22 protein-coding genes are annotated in these 17,533 nt (G+C 61.5%); 6 read left to right on the top strand and 16 right to left on the bottom strand.

The window, feature by feature from the left end:
* Positions 1-8: 8 nt before the first annotated feature.
* The 6 genes from spoIIIAE to I8J29_RS07235 all read right to left on the bottom strand — a co-directional run bounded on the left by spoIIIAE (position 9) and on the right by I8J29_RS07235 (position 3,852).
* Positions 9-1,280: a stage III sporulation protein AE gene (gene spoIIIAE / locus I8J29_RS07260; RefSeq protein ID WP_208846969.1), complete on the bottom strand. Its 1,272-nt coding sequence runs from the start codon at positions 1,278-1,280 to the stop codon at positions 9-11.
* A gap of 5 nt (positions 1,281-1,285) precedes the next feature.
* Positions 1,286-1,681, bottom strand: a complete 396-nt coding sequence (gene spoIIIAD, locus I8J29_RS07255; protein ID WP_090638100.1) for a stage III sporulation protein AD — start codon at positions 1,679-1,681, stop codon at positions 1,286-1,288.
* A gap of 39 nt (positions 1,682-1,720) precedes the next feature.
* A complete protein-coding gene (gene spoIIIAC, locus I8J29_RS07250) occupies positions 1,721-1,924 on the bottom strand; it encodes a stage III sporulation protein AC (RefSeq protein WP_090638103.1) in 204 nt (67 codons plus the stop codon).
* Between the two features lie 15 nt (positions 1,925-1,939).
* Positions 1,940-2,458 (bottom strand): stage III sporulation protein SpoIIIAB, encoded by a 519-nt coding sequence (spoIIIAB, locus tag I8J29_RS07245; protein ID WP_208846968.1) that lies wholly within the window; start codon positions 2,456-2,458, stop codon positions 1,940-1,942.
* The gene (gene spoIIIAA, locus I8J29_RS07240; protein WP_208846967.1) at positions 2,451-3,464 is read right to left on the bottom strand and encodes a stage III sporulation protein AA; all 1,014 of its coding nucleotides are present in this window, start codon (positions 3,462-3,464) and stop codon (positions 2,451-2,453) included. Before spoIIIAA ends, spoIIIAB begins: the two co-directional genes overlap by 8 nt.
* Before the next feature lie 121 nt (positions 3,465-3,585).
* Entirely contained in the window at positions 3,586-3,852 is a 267-nt protein-coding gene (locus tag I8J29_RS07235; RefSeq protein ID WP_090638110.1) for a YqhV family protein, read from the bottom strand.
* Positions 3,853-4,143: 291 nt separating this feature from the next.
* Here I8J29_RS07235 and comA point away from each other — a divergent pair, with 291 nt between their 5' ends.
* The 3 genes from comA to I8J29_RS07220 all read left to right on the top strand — a co-directional run bounded on the left by comA (position 4,144) and on the right by I8J29_RS07220 (position 6,485).
* Positions 4,144-4,998 (top strand): phosphosulfolactate synthase, encoded by an 855-nt coding sequence (gene comA, locus I8J29_RS07230; RefSeq protein WP_208846966.1) that lies wholly within the window; start codon positions 4,144-4,146, stop codon positions 4,996-4,998.
* A gap of 209 nt (positions 4,999-5,207) precedes the next feature.
* On the top strand, positions 5,208-5,912 hold the full coding sequence (locus I8J29_RS07225) for a 2-phosphosulfolactate phosphatase (RefSeq protein WP_208846965.1): 705 nt from the start codon (positions 5,208-5,210) through the stop codon (positions 5,910-5,912).
* A 108-nt stretch (positions 5,913-6,020) separates the two neighbouring features.
* Positions 6,021-6,485, top strand: a complete 465-nt coding sequence (locus tag I8J29_RS07220; protein WP_208847160.1) for a DUF441 domain-containing protein — start codon at positions 6,021-6,023, stop codon at positions 6,483-6,485.
* Between the two features lie 145 nt (positions 6,486-6,630).
* Here the strand turns inward: I8J29_RS07220 and I8J29_RS07215 are convergent, their stop codons facing one another.
* From I8J29_RS07215 to I8J29_RS07195, 5 genes are all read right to left on the bottom strand, one after another.
* The gene (locus I8J29_RS07215; protein WP_208846964.1) at positions 6,631-7,884 is read right to left on the bottom strand and encodes an aspartate kinase; all 1,254 of its coding nucleotides are present in this window, start codon (positions 7,882-7,884) and stop codon (positions 6,631-6,633) included.
* Between the two features lie 155 nt (positions 7,885-8,039).
* The gene (gene efp / locus I8J29_RS07210; protein WP_208846963.1) at positions 8,040-8,597 is read right to left on the bottom strand and encodes an elongation factor P; all 558 of its coding nucleotides are present in this window, start codon (positions 8,595-8,597) and stop codon (positions 8,040-8,042) included.
* A gap of 68 nt (positions 8,598-8,665) precedes the next feature.
* Positions 8,666-9,742, bottom strand: a complete 1,077-nt coding sequence (locus tag I8J29_RS07205) for a M24 family metallopeptidase (protein ID WP_208846962.1) — start codon at positions 9,740-9,742, stop codon at positions 8,666-8,668.
* Positions 9,743-9,788: 46 nt separating this feature from the next.
* Positions 9,789-10,241 (bottom strand): type II 3-dehydroquinate dehydratase, encoded by a 453-nt coding sequence (gene aroQ / locus I8J29_RS07200; RefSeq protein WP_208846961.1) that lies wholly within the window; start codon positions 10,239-10,241, stop codon positions 9,789-9,791.
* Between the two features lie 83 nt (positions 10,242-10,324).
* Complete coding sequence (locus I8J29_RS07195) at positions 10,325-10,849, bottom strand: YqhR family membrane protein (protein ID WP_208846960.1); 525 nt, start codon at positions 10,847-10,849, stop codon at positions 10,325-10,327.
* A 195-nt stretch (positions 10,850-11,044) separates the two neighbouring features.
* Here I8J29_RS07195 and I8J29_RS07190 point away from each other — a divergent pair, with 195 nt between their 5' ends.
* Complete coding sequence (locus I8J29_RS07190) at positions 11,045-11,989, top strand: DUF1385 domain-containing protein (protein WP_240545968.1); 945 nt, start codon at positions 11,045-11,047, stop codon at positions 11,987-11,989.
* 50 nt (positions 11,990-12,039) lie between these two features.
* The gene (locus I8J29_RS07185) at positions 12,040-12,339 is read left to right on the top strand and encodes a hypothetical protein (protein WP_090638135.1); all 300 of its coding nucleotides are present in this window, start codon (positions 12,040-12,042) and stop codon (positions 12,337-12,339) included.
* A 105-nt stretch (positions 12,340-12,444) separates the two neighbouring features.
* Here the strand turns inward: I8J29_RS07185 and mntR are convergent, their stop codons facing one another.
* Positions 12,445-12,873 (bottom strand): transcriptional regulator MntR, encoded by a 429-nt coding sequence (gene mntR / locus I8J29_RS07180; RefSeq protein ID WP_208846958.1) that lies wholly within the window; start codon positions 12,871-12,873, stop codon positions 12,445-12,447.
* A gap of 199 nt (positions 12,874-13,072) precedes the next feature.
* Between mntR and splB the strand changes: the two genes are divergently transcribed.
* Positions 13,073-14,146: a spore photoproduct lyase gene (gene splB / locus I8J29_RS07175; RefSeq protein ID WP_208846957.1), complete on the top strand. Its 1,074-nt coding sequence runs from the start codon at positions 13,073-13,075 to the stop codon at positions 14,144-14,146.
* On the opposite strand, the gene I8J29_RS07170 is transcribed toward splB, so the two are convergent.
* Genes I8J29_RS07170 through I8J29_RS07155 form a run of 4 tightly spaced genes read right to left on the bottom strand, consistent with a single transcriptional unit; the run spans position 14,143 to position 17,452 of the window.
* Positions 14,143-14,856 (bottom strand): cytochrome c biogenesis CcdA family protein, encoded by a 714-nt coding sequence (locus tag I8J29_RS07170; RefSeq protein WP_208846956.1) that lies wholly within the window; start codon positions 14,854-14,856, stop codon positions 14,143-14,145. The genes splB and I8J29_RS07170 overlap by 4 nt on opposite strands.
* 16 nt (positions 14,857-14,872) lie before the next feature.
* Complete coding sequence (locus tag I8J29_RS07165; RefSeq protein WP_208846955.1) at positions 14,873-15,679, bottom strand: metal ABC transporter permease; 807 nt, start codon at positions 15,677-15,679, stop codon at positions 14,873-14,875.
* 3 nt (positions 15,680-15,682) lie between these two features.
* On the bottom strand, positions 15,683-16,483 hold the full coding sequence (locus tag I8J29_RS07160) for a metal ABC transporter ATP-binding protein (RefSeq protein WP_208846954.1): 801 nt from the start codon (positions 16,481-16,483) through the stop codon (positions 15,683-15,685).
* 33 nt (positions 16,484-16,516) lie between these two features.
* Positions 16,517-17,452: a metal ABC transporter substrate-binding protein gene (locus I8J29_RS07155; protein ID WP_208846953.1), complete on the bottom strand. Its 936-nt coding sequence runs from the start codon at positions 17,450-17,452 to the stop codon at positions 16,517-16,519.
* Positions 17,453-17,533: the final 81 nt, after the last annotated feature.

Raw genomic sequence — 17,533 nt, 5'->3', positions numbered from 1 at the left:
CGCCTCCGCTACTTCATCATGATCGCCGCGTTGCCGGCCGTCAGTATGATGGTGATCGCCAGGAAGAACATGAGTCCGACCGCGGCCAGCGCGGCGAAGACGTAAATCAGCGTTTTGCCGATGGTCTGCAGGCAGCCGACGATCGGGCTGTCGCCGAGCGGCTGCATGACCGCCGCGGCGACGTTGTAGATGAGCGCCAGCGTGATGATTTTCACGGCGGGGAAGGCGCACAGGAACAGGATGATGACGACTCCCGCGAGGCCGATGGCGTTCTTCACGAGCATCGACGCCGACAGCACCGTGTCCGCCGCGTCGGAGAACGTCCGCCCGATGACCGGCACGAAGTTCCCGGTCACGAATTTGGCGGTCCGCATCGTCACCCCGTCCGTTACCGAGCCCGTCGCCCCCTGCACCGAGATGACGCCGAGGAACACGGTCAGCATGACGCCCATCAGCCCGACGCCGACGTTGCGGAGCACGTTCGCCAGCTGCGTCACCTTGAACCGGTCCGACAGCGAGCTCGCGATGTGCAGCACGGCCGAGAAGAACAGCAGCGGGAACACGATCGTGTAGATGACCGAGCCGACCGCGTGGATCATGAACACGATCAGGGGATGGAGCACCGTGACCGTCACCACGCTGCCCATCGTCGCCAGCAGCGTCAGAAGCAGCGGGACCATCGCCATCATGAACTGGATCATGCCGGTGATGGCGTCCTTCGCGTACCCGATCGCGACGTTGAAGCTGTTGACCGCGAGCACGATCATGACCATGTACGTGATGCTGTACGCCACTTTGCTGACCGCATTGCGTTCGAACGCCGTCTGCATCGTCTCCAGCATCATGCTGAACACCGTCAGGATGACGATCGTCACGAGCAGCTTCCCGTTGTAAAGCACCTCGTGAAGCATGTACCGCAGCAAGCCGGACAAGACCGTCGTCAGCTTCAGCCCTTTGCCGCCCGGCACGATCATCTCGACGAAGCTCGGGACGTCGCGATCGGGGAAGAAGCCGCCGTACTCGTTCATCAGCTTGCTCCAGTAGCTCTCCACCGCCTCCGTGTCGATGCCGTTCAGCTGCTCGTCCGCGAGTTGCTTGTTGACGGCCTCCGCCTGCCGCTCGTCCGGTTCGGACGCCGCCGGCGCGGCTCCGTCCGCCTGCGCCCCGTTCGCCGCGGGCTCGGTCCCGGGCGCCGCCGACGCGGCGGCCGGCAGCAGGAGGAGCAGCCCCCACAGGAGCAGCAACGGAAGGACGACGCAGCGGATGACGCGCTGCCGCATAAGCTTCAACTCCCTATCGGCAGTAGGCCGAGCACGGTTTCGACGATGACGCTGATGATGGGGACGGCCATGACGAGAATGAGAATTTTGCCCGCGAACTCGATTTTGGACGCGATGCTTTCCTGGCCGGCGTCCCGGACGATCTGCGAGCCGAACTCCGCGATGTACGCGATGCCGATGATCTTGAGCACCGTCTTCAAGTAAATCGACGGAATCCCCGAGCGGTCCGCGAGCTGCTCCAGCACGCCGATGACCGTCTCGATCTTGCCGATGACGAACAGGAAGATGAAGAGTCCCGTGAACGCCGCCAGGAGAAACGCGAACATCGGCTTCTGCTCCCGCACGACGAGCACGAGCACGGTGGCGACGAGGCCCAGGCCGACTATCTGGATGATCTCCATTACCTACTCACCGCCTGCCCGCCTGCGTTTGCGCCGGCTTCATTGGAACAGGAAGATCGTCTTGATCTCCTGAAACAGGTCGTTCAACAGCCGGATGACCATAAACAGGACGACGACGAAGCCGATCAGCGTTACCCAATGCGCCATGTCTTCCTTGCCCATCTGCTTCAGCACCGTATGAATCATGGCCGTAATGATGCCGATCCCGGCAATTTGGAAAATGGCGCTCACATCAATGTTCATGCTTCCGGCACCCCACTAAAGAATCAAAATGACGATAAGCGCCGCCGTGAGCACGCCCAAGCTACGCCACATCTTCGCGTACCTCGCGCTGTCCTGCCTCGCCGCCTCCTCCTCGAACGCCAGCTGCTGCGCCGCGAGCTTCAGATGCTTCAGCTGATCCTCGCGGTCGCTGATGCCGAGGTTATGGCCGAGCCGGACCAAGGCGGCCTGCTCGGGCTGCCGCATCGCCGTATTCGGCCAGATCGCCGCGACGGCCGCTTCCCAGCTTTCCCGGAACGAGGGTTCGCCGGCCCCGCCCAGCCGGCCGTTCACGTCCCGCAGGAGCGAGGCGGCCGGCTCCGGCACATGGGCCGCGCAGCGCGCGATCGCTTCCGGCAGCGGCGTGAAGCCGTAGCCGATCTCGGTCTCGAGCCGCTGGAGCGCGTGGATCAGCTGGCGGATCTGGTTCGGGCGGGCGGCGTAGCGGGCGGCCTGCAGCCAGCCGATCATGGTGCCGGCGAAGATGATGAGCGCCGCGCCGATGAGTTTAACCATGGCTTCCGCCCCCTTTCAGCGGTGTCGGTTCCCGCGCGGCCGGCGCCCGGAACGCGGCCGCCTGCACCGGCACGACGCGGGCGGATAATCCGCTGCCGCTTCGCTGCAGCTGCGCGCAGAGCCGGAAGGCGCCGGCGTCGAGCAGCCGCCCGAGTACCGGCCGGGCGCGCGCGTCTTCGAGATCGAGCGCGTGCGCGGTGGCGATCACCGCCACCCCGGCGTGGCTCGCGTCGAGGATGGCCGCGGCGTCTTCCTCGCGGCCGATCTCGTCCACGATCAGGATGTCCGGCGACATGGACCGCAGCAGCATCATCATCCCTTCCGCCTTCGGACAGGCGTCCAGCACGTCCGTGCGCGGGCCGACGTCGAAGGTCGGCACGCCCCGGACGCAGGCCGCGATCTCCGAGCGTTCGTCGACGATGCCGACCTTCCGGCCCGTCCATCCCGACGCCGCGGAATGCCCCCAGGCGCCGCTGCTCGCCGCCCGCGCCAGATCGCGGACCAGCGTCGTCTTGCCCTGCTGCGGCGGCGCGACGACGAGCGTGGACTGCAGCGTCCGCCGGCCGTGATCGAGCAGCTTGGGCAGCAGGCCGGCCGAGGCGCCGACCACTTCGCGGGCGATCCGCACGTTGAAGGCCGCGATGTCGCGGATGCCGCGGACCCCGCCGCCTTCCAGCACGGTGCGGCCGGCCAGTCCGATCCGGTGGCCGCCCGCGACGGTGATGTAGCCCCGCCGCAGCTCCTCTTCCATCGCGTAGAGCGAATGGTTCGTCACCCGCTCCAGCAGCTTGCGGCATACGTCCGGCGTCGGCTTGTACGCCTCGCCGGGCCGCGAAAGCGGCTGCCCCGCGGGCGACAGAAACCAAAATCCCCGCGAAGTGCCGATTTCGAGCGGCCGGCCTTCGCGGATGCGGATTTCCTCCAGTTCGGCTTTCATCGCGTCCGGCATGCGGCCCAGTATGTCGGCAAGCTCGGCGGGCAGCAGCTGCTGCACTCCAGTTAACATCGGGCATTCCTCCCCGGTTTCGTCGTCGGCCGTTTGCGGCGCGTTTTGCTAGCTTGCTAGAGCGACGGATTGTCCGATCTTTGTTCCCATTGTATGCGGGCTCGTCCCCGCGTATGCCATTCTACTTCCGCAGCGCGCCTATCAAAATGCACGCCACGCCGCCGACGATCCACAGCATTTTCCCGAACGACAGTTTGTCCGACAACCCGACGAGCCCGATCGTCGTGGTCGTGATGAGCACGATCGGCCCGACCAGGGCGAGCGACGAATTGACGACGAGCGCCTTGTCGATCTGATTCAGGCGAAGCATGATGAGCGCCGCCATGATTTCGAGCGTTCCCGAGAAGATGCGCAGCGACGCCATGCTGAGCACGATTTTATTGAGCATGCTATCCCTCTTTTCCTAGTAATCCGTCCCTCCGGCCGGACGCCTCCGGCAGCTTGGCCCTCTATCCTACTCTATGCGGGCCCGTCTCTCTTTCATTCGTCCAAAAATGGGCGCATGCCGGGTACCCGGCGCACCGACGCTGGGCGACCTGCATATATTGCTCGGGTGGTACGAAGAAACGGCCCTCCCCACGCGGACGGCGCGCGTCTCTTCCCCTATCGTCGCAAGCAGCTTGCGCCTTCGAAACCCCCGAGGCGATTCGGGGCAACAAACGGATAGCGAGGAGATCGTATGAAATCTATTTCTCAGTCGGCATGGCCTGCCGCGCTTCGGGATCCGAGCGGCAACCGCGAACCGGTCTGCGGGACCGGCGGCGGGCTCGATTCGCGGACGGCCGGCCGCGGGCAAACGATGGTGATCGACAAAGGATTGGGACGGCACGCGTTCGCCGATCTGCTGGAAACCGCCGGCCCTTATATCGATTGCGTCAAGTTCGGCTTCGGCACGGCGCCGCTCTACCCGGCGGACGTCCTGCTTGCCAAGATCGGGCTGGCCAAACGCGCCGGCTTGACCGTCATGCCGGGCGGCACGCTGCTGGAGGCGGCCGTGCGGCAAAACGCCGTCCCGGCGTTTTTCGAATCCGTCTGCCGGTTCGGCTTTAACGGCATCGAAGTGTCCGACGGCACGATCGAGCTCGACCGGAAGCAGCGGACCGCCCTCATTCAAGAGGGGCTGCGGAACGGACTGCGGGTCGTCACGGAATACGGCAAGAAGCTGACGGGCTCCGTCGTCGACGCCGACGAGCTGCTGTTCACGGCGGAGGCCGACTGGCTGGCCGGCGCGGACATGGTGACGGTCGAGGCGCGGGAATCCGGCGTCGGCGTCGGCCTGTTCGACCGCAACGGCGATTGCGCCTTGAGCGAGCTGGAAACGATCGGCCGCACGCTCGGCGACATCGGCCGCATCATGTGGGAGACGCCGCTGAAGCAGCAGCAGGTGCTGCTGCTGAGCGCGTTCGGGGCAGAAGCGAACCTCGGCAATATTCAGCCCTCCGAGGTCCTGTCCCTGGAAACGATGCGGCGCGGCCTCCGTTCGGATACGTTTCATTTCGGGAAGCGGGTCGAGCCGTTCGTGTATATGATTTAAAAGCCCGGCGACAAGGGACAGCTATGCAACGGAAACGTCTTCCGATCGCTGTCGTACCCCTGAATTTTCGAACTCCTAAGCTTGCAATGCGAAATTCGGGGAACAAAGGTGAACGCTAGCGCTTCTTCAAACCGTTTCCGTCTGCTCCGCTTTGCCGTCGCCCGCCTTTTGAATCAGGGGAGTGAAATCAGGAAGGAAGCGTTAGATTCATGCAAATCGAAGTCATATCCAGCGTCAATGAAGCGCAGGCCGACCGCTTCGCGCATCGGACCGTCATCGTCATCGACGTGCTGCGCGCGACGAGCTCGATCATCGCGGCGCTCGAGGCCGGCGCGGCCGGGGTCATGCCCGTCGAGACCGTGCTGGAGGCGCGGTCGCTGCAGTGCGGCGGCCATTTGGTCGCGGGCGAACGGTTCTGCCGCAAAATCCCCGGCTTCGAATTCGGCAATTCGCCGGAGGAATTCACCGCCGACGCCGTCCGCGGCAAGCGCATCGTGCTGACGACCACGAACGGCACCCGCGCGCTGCACAAGGCGATGCGCGCGGATTACGTGCTCGCCGGCGCGCTCGTCAACGCCGCCGCGTGCGCGCAGGCGGCGCTGGAGCTGCGCCGCGACATCGTGCTGCTCTGCGCGGGCAGCCACAATGAATTCGCGCTGGAAGACGGACTGTGCGCGGGACTGCTGATCGGGGAGCTGCAGCGGCTGAGCCCGTCCCCCGTCGAGATGAACGACCTCGGCACCGCCATGCTCGGCTTGCACCGGAGCAGCGCCGGCAGCTTGCGCGAGCTGCTGCTCGGCTGCGCGACCGGCCGGCGGCTCGTCAAAAACGGCTCCGTCCGCGACGTGGATTACTGCAGCCGGGTGAACGCCAGCGCGGTCGTGCCGCGGCTGCACGGCGACATGCTCGTCTGACGCTCGTGACGGGCAGACATATCCGCAAGGCTTGTTCCATACAATGGAGGTATGGACGCTCCATCACATGCATGGAGGCGGTGACAACGAATGAAGGGGTCAACAAGCATGAGCGGGGAAGTCGTGCTGGTCGTTCTGATCATCATCGGGTTAATCGGCCGTTCGCCGATCATATCGACGGCGGCCTGCGTACTGTTGGTCGTGAAATTGGTTCATCTGGAGCGTTATTTGCCGGCCATCGAACGAAGGGGTCTTGAGCTCGGACTGTTATTTCTGACCTTTAGCGTCCTCGTCCCGTTCGCGTCGGAGCGGATCGGCTCCAAAGACATTTTGGGCGTCGTGACTTCGTGGCCCGGCATTCTGGCCTTGACCGGCGGCGCGATCGCCACGTTCGTCAACGGCAAGGGACTCGAGATGCTGAAGCTCGATCCGCAGCTCATCGTCGGGCTCGTCATCGGCTCGATCTTCGGGATCGTCTTCCTGCGGGGCATTCCGGTCGGTCCGCTGATGGCGGCCGGCATCACCGCGATTTTGGTGAAGCTCTTCAGCTTCATCGGCGGCCGCTTCTTCTAGAGGACGGCTGCCGCGCGGCGCAAAGAAGCCTCCGGTTCGCTTGCAGCGAACCGGAGGCTTCTTGTTATTGCTATCCATTTATTTATTGCTATCCATTTATTGCTATCCATATAGTTGGGAGCGGCCGTTGGCTTGGATGCGGCGCTTACCGGCGATCCTGCGGTCCGCCGACGAAGGCTTGCTCCGCCGTGTCGAGACCGTACGCCGTATGAAGCGCGCGGACGACGTCCTGCGCGGGCTCCGCCGAAATGATGACGGACAGGCGGATTTCGGACGTCGTGACCATCTTGATGCTGATGCCGAGGTCGTAAATCGCCTTGAACATTTTCGCCGCCACGCCGGGATTGCTGACCATGCCCGCGCCGACGATGGACACTTTGACCAGGTTCTCTTCCGACGCGACTTCGCGGTAAGGCACCTCGCCGCGAATGCGCTCGACGACCGCGATGGCTTCGTCTTTATCGTTCAGCGAGACGGTGAAGGCGAAGTCGGCCTTGCCGTCCTGCGTGCCGGATTGCACGATAATGTCGACGTCGATGCCGTTCGAAGCCAGCGCGCCGAATACTTTCGCCAAGACGCCCGGAATGTCTTCGACCCCCAGAATGCTGATACGTGCTACGTTTTTATCATAGGCAATGCCGCGAACGACCATCCCTTGTTCCATGACCGCATCCTCCTTTACACTCGTGCCTTCGTTTTGCGTAAAGCTGGAACGCACGACGAGCTTCACGTTATAGTTTTTTGCGTATTCGACGGCGCGCGGATGCAGCACGGCCGCGCCCAGGTTCGCCAGCTCCAGCATTTCGTCGTACGAAATCTCGTCGAGCTTGCGCGCGCACTTCACGACGCGCGGGTCGGTCGAATAAATCCCGTCGACGTCGGTGTAGATCTCGCAGACGTCCGCGTTGATCGCGGCCGCCAGCGCCACGGCCGTCGTATCGGAGCCGCCGCGGCCGAGCGTCGTGATCTCGCCGGACGCCGTCGCCCCTTGGAAGCCGGCGACGATGACCGCGTGCCCCGCCGCGAGGGCGTCGAAGATCCGCTGCGGCCGAATGTCGGTGATGCGGGCTTTGCCGTGTACGTCTTCCGTCTCGATGCCCGCCTGCCAGCCGGTCAAGGACATCGCTTTATAGCCGATCGCGTCGATGGTCATCGCCAGCAGCGAGACCGATATTTGTTCGCCGACCGTCAGCAGCATATCCATTTCGCGTGCCGGCGGGTTGGCGTTCAGAAGCTTCGATTGGTCGATCAGATCGTCCGTCGTATCTCCCATGGCCGACACGACGACGACAACGTCGTGGCCGGCTTCCTTATAATCGGCAATTCGCCGCGCAACCCGCTGCATCCGCTCAGTCGAGCCAACGGAGCTGCCGCCGAATTTCATTACTATCAACGACACCGCTCATCCACTCCCAACGAAAGTTCTAGTGTAAAAGTCTCAGGTTGTGATGTTTCTCAAAGTAAGATTATAGCATACCCGCCTTGGTTTGAACACGACAAAAACCGCCAGGCGCGCGGGCCGGGCGGTCTTCTGCTTGCGTAATGAATGAACGACTACGCGCGGGAAATGTACTTGCCGTCGCGCGTGTCGATCAGGAGCACGTCGCCTTCGTTGATGAAGAGCGGCACCTGCACGTTCAGGCCGGTTTCGACCGTCGCGTTCTTCGTCGCGCCTTGGGCGGTGTTGCCTTTGACGCCCGGTTCCGTTTCCGTTACCTTCAGGTCGACGCTGTTCGGCAGCTGGATGCCGATGATTTCGCCGTTGTAGCTGGAGATGTTCACGTTCATGTTTTCTTTCAGGAAGTTGATCTCCCACTCGAGCTGGTCGCGATCGAGCGTGAATTGGTCGAACGATTCGTTATCCATGAAGGAATATTCCGTGCCGGAATTGTACAGGTATTGAACGGCGCGGTTCTCGATCGTCGCCCGGCCGATGTTTTCGCCCGCGCGGAACGTCCTTTCGACCGTGTTGCCGTTTCGGAGGTTTTTCAGCTTGGAGCGGACGAACGCCGCGCCTTTGCCCGGTTTAACGTGCTGGAAGTCCAGCACGGTGAAGATATCGCCGTCTACCTCGACGGTCAGGCCTGTTTTAAAATCATTGACTGAAATCACTGCGTATTCCTCCTAATGTTTTTTGCCCGTGCGCGTGGCAGGAGCAGGTCATGCCATAAAGTTAAAACTCATTCCAAAATGAACATGGTTTTCGGAGATGAGGTCAACAACGAATTGCCGTCCGTCGTAATGACGATGTCGTCCTCGATGCGGACGCCGCCGAAGCCCGGGAGGTAAATGCCCGGTTCGACCGTGACGGTCATGCCCGGCTCCAGCACGGCCGCGCCCGCGACCGAGAGGCGCGGCGCCTCGTGAATTTCCATCCCGAGGCCGTGGCCCGTGCCATGGCCGAACTTGTCGCCGTAGCCGTAGCGCGCGATGATCCCGCGCGCGATCGCGTCGGCTTCCTTGCCCGTCATGCCCGGCTTGATGCCGGCCAGCGTCGCCAGCTGGGCTTCCAGGACGATGTCGTAAATTTCGCGATGGCGGTCCGTCGGCTTGCCGACGACGACCGTCCGCGTCAGATCGGAGCAGTAACCGTTATAGTATGCGCCGAAATCGAGCTTGACGAACTCGTTCGTGCCGATGACGCGGTCGCTGGCGACGCCGTGCGGCAGCGCGGACCGTTCGCCGGAGGCGACGATCGTGTCGAAGGACGAGGACGTCGCCCCCCTGCTCCGCATGAACATCTCCATCTCGAGCGCGACGTCGCGTTCGCGAAGTCCCGGCTTGATGAACGAGAGCATGTGCTGGAACGTGTCGTCGGCCAACTGGCAGGCCTCGCGCATGATCGCGAGCTCCGACTCGTCCTTGTACAGCCGCAGCGACTCGATGACGCCGGATACCGGCACGAGCTCGAAGCCGCCGCCGAGCGCGGCCTTCCAGGCGGTGTATTCGCTGAAGACGACCGTGTCCTGTTCGAACGCCAGCTTCTTCAGCCCCGCGGAACCGGCGAGTTCCTTCGCGGTTTCGATCCATTTCTGGCCGTGCTCCACGACCGTAAACCCGGACGCCTGCTGCGGCGCCTGCGTCATGTAGCGAAAATCGGTGAGCAGCCAGCTGTCCGCCGCCGAAACGAGCAGATAGCCGGATGAACCGGTAAAGCCGCTTATGTATCTGCGGTTCACGGCATTCGTGACGAGAATCGCGTCCGCGCCGAGCTCCGGCAGCTTGGCTCTCAGCCCCGCGATGCGTGCTGTCGTCATACAATCACCCTTTTTCTGAAATTAAATAGGCCCGGCTCCGGTGCGGTTAGCCGTTCGCCTTGTCATCGGCGAGATGCTGCGCGAGCGCGGTCAGTCCAAGCACGTAGCTCTGCGCGCCGAAGCCCGCGATTTGACCGAGCGCCGCCGGCGCGATCACCGACACTTGGCGGAACGCTTCCCGCTTGTGAATGTTCGAGATGTGAACCTCGACGACCGGCAGGCCCGCGCTGCCGAACGCGTCGCGAAGCGCGTAGCTGTAATGCGTGAACGCGCCAGGATTGATCAGGATGCCGTCTTCCCGTCCGTAGGCTTCGTGGATCCGGTCGATCAACGCGCCCTCGTGGTTGGACTGAAAAAACGAAACGCGGACGCCCAATTCGTCCGCTCTTTGCCGAAGCAGCCCCTCGATATCCGCCAGCGTCAACGACCCGTAGATGCCGGGCTCGCGGATGCCGAGCATGTTGAGATTCGGCCCGTTTAATACAAGAATCGAAGTCATGAAGAGCCCCTCCCGGCGCATAGATCATTAGCCATTCTACCATAAATGCCTATGCTTTGAGAAGTGCCGCGGGACGCGCCGCCCTAGTGCGCCGTAATCGGCTCGCGGGACGCTTCGTCGGTATATTCGAAGGCGATGGTGAAGCCGATGAAGATTCCCCAGACGAGGTAAAGCGCCAACTCCGAGAAGATCGTGTCATACCCGATCTTGTTGAAGAACGGAAACAATCCGAGCGCCGGTCCGGCGCCTACGAAGAGGGCGAGCCACCAGAACAGGCCGTAAAACAAGCCCGGCCACGGACCGGCGATGCGGCCGAGCACCGCCTTGTAGATCAGGGCGGCGATGATCGAAAACACGATGAAGCACCCGAGCCCGATCAGATGCCCCCATCCCGTCTTCAGGAACGATTGGCGGAAAAACGGGTCGGCCAGAAAGCCGGGCAGCACCTTCGTGAAATGAATCAAATACAGGAGCCAGCGCGCCGCGCCCCAGATCAGGCCCGCGTAAAAGCCCGTTCGCAGGCAAAACGCGAACGGGTTCGTGTTGGTCGTGCCGTTATATTCGGTGCGGCCCGGCTTGCGCCGCCGTCCTTTGGCGTTGGTCGGCATAATCGATCGATTCCTCCGTTGCGATGGATTGCAAATAGGCATGCAGCGTTAGTATGCGCAGCCCGCGGTCATCCAAATCCCGCGGCCCGCCCGGCAAAGGATCCCGCTCGCAAAGTCGCGCGGAATCAAGTACAATAAGAGAGAAATCGTTTCCGAATGAGAACCCACGTCAAACCAAAGGATGGTGATTCGCCCTTGTCGCAAAGCACGCAAAACATCTATGGCGGACAAGCCGTCATCGAGGGCGTCATGTTCGCGGGCAAAACCACGAACGTAACCGCGGTACGCCGCAAAAATAACGAAATCAAATTTTTCGAGGTGCCTCGCAAGACCACGCCTTGGATCCAGAAGCTGAAGAAGATTCCGCTCGTGCGCGGCGTCGTGGCGATCCTGGAATCGAGCGCCAAAGGCTCGCAGCATTTGAACTTCTCGATGGAATCGTACGCCGAGGACGAACTCGAGGACGACAAGGATGGAGCCGCCGCGGTCAAGGAGGAGAAAAAAGGTTGGAGCCTCAGCATGATCGTCGGCGTCGCGGTGGCCGGCATCCTGTCGTTCGTGGCCGGCAAGCTCGTGTTCACCGTCGTCCCCGCCATGATCGAACAGCTGATCTTTGGACATGCGTTCAAGAATATAATAGTACACAACCTCATCGAAGGGGTTATCAAGATTTTGTTCCTGCTCTCTTATCTCTACATTATTTCCTTGACGCCGCTGATCAAGCGTCTCTTCCAATATCACGGCGCCGAACATAAAGTGATCAGCGCATACGAAGCGGGCGCGGAGCTGACCGTCTCCAACGTGCAGCGCTTCACGCGGCTTCACTACCGCTGCGGCAGCAGCTTCATCGTCTTCTCCGTGCTCGTCGGCATCGTCGTCTACTCCTTCTTCCACTGGGATTCCCTGTGGGAACGGGTCTACCTTCGGGTCCTCCTGCTTCCGGTCGTGCTCGGCGCCTCGTACGAAGCGCTCCGCTTCACGAACGCGCTCCGCGACTTGCCGGTGCTTCGCTTCCTCGGCTATCCGGGACTGTGGCTGCAGAAGCTGACGACCAAGGAACCGACGGACGAACAGGTCGCGGTGTCCATCGCGTCGTTCAACCGCATGCTGGAGATCGACCGCCAAGGCGTCAAGGCTTGATCCTGGAGCTGGACTGAAATCAAGATTCGGGAAGGAAGGGTGAGCGCGTCATGCCTCGAAAAATGAGTCTGCCAACCATCATCATCCTCGTGCTCGTCGTCGTTGGCCTTGTTTCGCAAACGATCAGCAATCCCTATCAGCTTCTGATTCCTGTCTTTGTGTTCGGCGCGATTTACCTGCTTTACAAATTCCCGCCGGGCGCGAAGGCGAAATCGCCGAAGCCGCCGCAGCGGTACAAAACCGGCGCCCGCCGGGACCAGCAGGCGAGCCGGACGAAGACGCGCAAAAACATGCCGTTCCGCGTCATCGAGGGCGGCAAGGACGACGACGATCTGCCTAAGTACCATTAGGCAGCGTCGTCCGGTACAGGCACAAAAGGGGCTTTCCATCGCGCATGCGCCGCATGCGTCGTCGGAAAGCCCCTTTTAGCTAGTTTTGCAATTAATAAGGGTTCATTACGATTCTTCGTTGTTCAGCTCGGCGTGAACCGATTTAAACGCTTCCAACCGCTCGGGCTCCCGCCGGAAAAACTCCACCAGCGTCTCGATGCACGTAATGGAATCCCAGCTCAAGTGATGCTCGATGCCTTCGACGTCCTTATAAATGTTCTCTTCTTGGACGCCGATCACCGTCAGAAACGATTCCAGCAGATGGTGCCGTTCCATCAGCCGTTTCCCCATTTTTTTCCCTTTGTTCGTCAGGACGAGCCCCCGGTATTTCTCGTAAATCAAATATTGGTCCTTGTCCAGCTTCTGGATCATCTTCGTGACGGAGGACGGATGCACTTCCAACCCTTCCGCGATGTCGGAGACCCGGGCGTAGCCCTTCTCGTCGATTAATTTATAAATGCGTTCCAAATAATCCTCCATACTTGGAGTCGGCATCGTACAACCTCCATTTCACCTGCATCCCGTACGAACGGATCTTTGCGCCGCGCGGTCCGGACAACCGGGCGGCCGCGCCACTCTTAGTATCATACACTGCCGGCCCCCGTGCCGCAACCTGCGGCCCCGTCTTAACTTTCCATGTTTGCTCCCCCTCGCCGCGTCCCACACTAACGAAAAACCAAGGAGGACGGCAGCCATGGACAACACTCCGACGCTCGAACGGCCGGCGCCGGCCAGGCGCGTACACGAATCGTTCATTCCCGAGCTGGTCTACTTCGAACCGGCTTCGCTCGACTATCCGAAGGGCCGGCAGATCATGGATTGGGTCAAGTCCCTCGACATCCCGTATCAGATGACGACTTCCCATAACCGCATCACGAATTTGCCGGGCGACACCGAGCTCGAACAATACAAGATCGCCAAGCGAACCCTCGTCGTCGGCATCCGCAAAACGCTGAAATTCGATACGTCGAAGCCGTCGGCGGAATACGCCATCCCCATCGCGACCGGCTGCATGGGCCATTGCCATTACTGCTACCTGCAGACGACGCTGGGCGCGAAGCCGTACATCCGCGTCTATGTCAACATGGACGATATCCTGGAAGCGGCCAAGGGTTATATCGACGAACGGAAGCCCGAGATCACCCGCTTCGAAGCGGCCTGTACGTCCGATCCCGTCGGGCTGGAGCCGATTACCGGCAGCCTGAAGGAGCTCATCGCGTTCATGGCGGAGCAGGAATACGGCCGGCTGCGCTTCGTGACCAAATTCCACTATGTCGATTCGCTGCTCGATATCAAGCACAACGGCCATACCCGGATTCGCTTCAGCGTCAACGCGAAATACGTCATCAAGCATTTCGAGCCGTCCACTTCGCCGTTCGAGAAGCGCATCGAAGCCGCGGCCAAAATCGCGGGCGCCGGCTACCCGCTCGGCTTCATCATCGCGCCGATCATCTGGCACGAGGGGTGGCAGGACGGCTATGCCGAGCTGCTCGCCGAGCTCGCGCGGGCGCTGCCGAAGGAGGCGTCGTCCAACCTGACCTTCGAGCTGATCCAGCACCGGTTCACGAAGACCGCTAAAAACGTGATCGAAAAACGCTACCCGCGCACGAAGCTCGAAATGGACATCGAGAAGCGCAAGTACAAGTGGGGCCGCTGGGGCCAGGGCAAGTACGTCTACCCCGACGAACAAGCAGAAGCGCTCCGGATGTTCATCTCGGAGCGCATCTTTGACCATTTCGCGGACGCGAAGATCGAATATTTTACTTAGAACTTCATGAATTCCGGCGTGATGGAATTGAGCCAAATCGTGATCTTCGTCATCTGATCCGTGAAGAGCAGGAAGCCCATCAGCAGCATGACCGCGCCGCCGATTTTCATCATGACGGCGGAGTAGCGGACGATCCAGCGCGTGGACCCGATGAAGAACGCCAGCACGAAGAACGGAATGGCGAAGCCGAGCGCGTACGCGGTCGTCAGCTCAAACCACGTTCCCGGCTGGGAAGCGGCCAGCAGCAGGATGCTGGCGAGGATCGGCCCCGTGCAGGGCGACCAGCCGGCGGAGAAGCCGACGCCGAAGATCAGCGACGCCAGATAGCCGGATTTCTTCATGCGGAGCGGCATTTTCATTTCCCGCAGCAGCACCTTGGGCTGGATCAGCCCCATGAGAATGAATCCCATCAGGATGATGAGCACCGCCGACAGCTGGCGGATGAGATCCTGGTATTTCGAGAACTGCTCCGCGAAGGCGTTGGTGCCGTAGCCGAGCGTATAGTAGACGATCGAGAACCCGAGAATGAAAAACAGCGTATGGGTCATCGTGCGGACCCGTACCTCCCTGCCGGGACGTTCGCTCTTCAAATCCGTGACGGATACGCCGGTTATGTACGATAGATAGGACGGGTAGAGCGGCAGGCAGCAGGGCGAGATGAAGGATGCGATCCCTGCCCCGAACGCCGCCCAAACCGTAACGTCGGCCATATGATTCCCTCCGCTTCTAGCCTGTGCTGAACTTTCTTCGGAACGTGAGCAGCAGCAGCAATACGACGATGAGCAGCATGACGATCGTGCCCCCGGGGGCGAGGTTCCAGACGCCCGCGATAAGCAGGCCGGCCACGACCGCGAGCTCCGCGACGACGACGACCGTCATGACGGATTGCCGGAAGCTTCGCGCCACGGCGAGGCTGCACGCCGCCGGAATCGTGAGCAGCGCGGATACGAGCAGCGCGCCGACGATCTTGATCGAGACGCTGATGACGAGCGCCGTCAGAATGCTGATCAGGAAGTTAAAATATTTCGTCGGCAGTCCGCTGACCGCGGCGGCGTCTTCGTCGAAGGCGAGCAGGAAGAGCTCCTTCGCGTGCAGGCTCACCGCCAGCAGCACCACGACCGTCACGCTGCCGATCAGCACGAGGTCGACGGTGTCGAGCGTGTAGATGCTGCCGAACAGGTAGCCCGTCACGCTGACGTTGAAGCCCTTGCCCATCGAGAACAGCAGCGATGCCAACGCGACGCCGCCGGACATGATGATGGCGATCGACAGCTCCGCGTACGTCCGGTAAGCCTTGCGCAGCTTCTCGATCGCGAACGTCGCCGCGATCGCGAACACGAGCCCCACCGCGACGGGATAAATGCCGGTCAGGAAGCCCAGCGCCACGCCGGCGATCGAGACGTGCGACAGCGTGTCTCCGATCATCGACAGCCGCCGCAGGACGAGGAACAGTCCCAGAAGGGGCGCCGTAATCCCGATCAGCGCGCCCCCGATCAGCGCCCTTTGAAAAAATTCAAGCGTTAAAATATCCAACCGCTATACGCCTACTTTCCCTCTCTCCATGGACTGGCGCAGGCCGCGCAGGCTGTGCGACAGGTTCGTTTCCGCACAATCTTCGAGATCGTGGGAATGTTTTACGTAAAATTTGATCTTGCCGCTCTCGTGCTTCGGCTCGCTGCCGAGGTACGAGCGGATCATCTCCATGTCGTGCGACACCATCAGGAACGTGATGTTATGATGCTGATGCATGTGCTTGACGAGATGGAAGAATCCCTCCTGCGTCTCCGCGTCGATGCCGACCGTCGGCTCGTCGAGGATGAGCAGCGCTGGATTGTTGATGAGCGCGCGCGCCAGGAACGCGCGCTGCTGCTGCCCGCCGGACAGCTGGCCGATGCGCTTCCCCGCCAAGTCCTCGATGTTCATGGCGTGCAGCGCCTCTTCGCATTTGGCCGCGTCCGCCTTCGTGACGCGCTTGAACAGCTTGCCGCGATTGTACAGGCCGGACAGCACGACCTCGCGCACCGTCGCCGGGAACAGCGGATTGAACGAATTTTTTTGCGGCACGTAGCCGATCCGGTCCCACTCGCGGAACTCGCCGATCGGCTTGCCGAACAGCCGGATGGCGCCTTCCGTCGGCCTCAGCAGCCCGACGATCATGCGCATCAGCGTCGTTTTCCCCGCGCCGTTCGAGCCGATCACGCCGACGAAGTCGCGTTCTTGCACCGTCAAGCAGACGTCGTCCAAGACGCGCTTCTGCTCATAGGCAAAGGAGACGCCGTCGAGCTCGATGACCGGATCGTGACAGTCCAGGCGCGACGGCCGTTTTTGAATTAACATGCGTTTCACTCCCGCCCTCGTATAACCCTACGTCTATTGTAAAGCCTGTACTAGATTTTGCAAATTCGCCCGCATGAGCGAAAAATAATCCTCGCCCTTCGACGCCTGCTTCGGCGTCAGCCCTTCCAGGGGGTTCAGCACCGTCGTGCTCACCTTCGCTTCGCGGGCGAGCGTCTTGGCGATTTCGTCGGACACCAGTTCCTCGAAGAAAATCGTTTTGATGCCGTTCGCCTTCACGAATTTCGAGATGCGCAGCAAATCCCGCGCTTTCGGCTCCGCGTCGGGCGATAACCCCATTATCGCCACTTGCCGCAGCCCGTAGTCCCGCGCCAAATACCCGAACGCTTGATGCGACGTGACGATATCCTTCTTCTTCACGGCCGCCAGCCGCGTCGCGTATTCCCGGTCCAGCGCTTCCAGCTTCTCCTTGAGCGCGCCGTAATTCGCCTCGTAGACCGCTTGGTGCGTCGGGTCCGCCTGCGCGAACCGGTCCGCCACCGTCTTCGCCATAATCAGCATCGACTTCGGGCTGACCCACGTATGCGGATCGACGTGGCTACGATCCGTCTCGCCATCCTCCGGATTGCCCGGCAGCAGCGTTATGCCTTGGCTCGCTTCCACCGTCACGAGCTTCGAATCGCCCGGCAGCCCCTGCAGGAAGTCGTCGACCCAGCCTTCCAGGCCCGCGCCGTTGTACAGGAACAGCTGCGCCTTCGACGCCGTGTCCAGGTCCCGGCTCTTCGGCGTCCAGTCATGCGGCTCCACGCCCGCCGGAATCATATTGATGACGTTGGCGTCCGCGCCGCCGATCGACTGGGCGAGAAAATAGAGCGGATAAAAGCTCGTGACCACGTTCAGCTTGCCTGCTACCAGCTTGCCTTGTCCGGCCGAGCCGCAGCCGGCGGCGAAGAACGCCAGCAGGAAAAAAGAAACGGCCGCAACGGCCGTAGATAACCATCTCTTGCGCATGAACATCGCTGCACCCCGGTCTATCTATCATAATCGTAAACATTACTATGAAGATTATATAGAGCCGCGAATGTCCTGTCA

Origin of the sequence: Paenibacillus artemisiicola (genome assembly GCF_017652985.1) — a bacterium.
GTDB lineage: Bacteria > Bacillota > Bacilli > Paenibacillales > Paenibacillaceae > Paenibacillus_Z > Paenibacillus_Z artemisiicola.
This window is presented reverse-complemented; position numbering and strand designations above follow the sequence as displayed.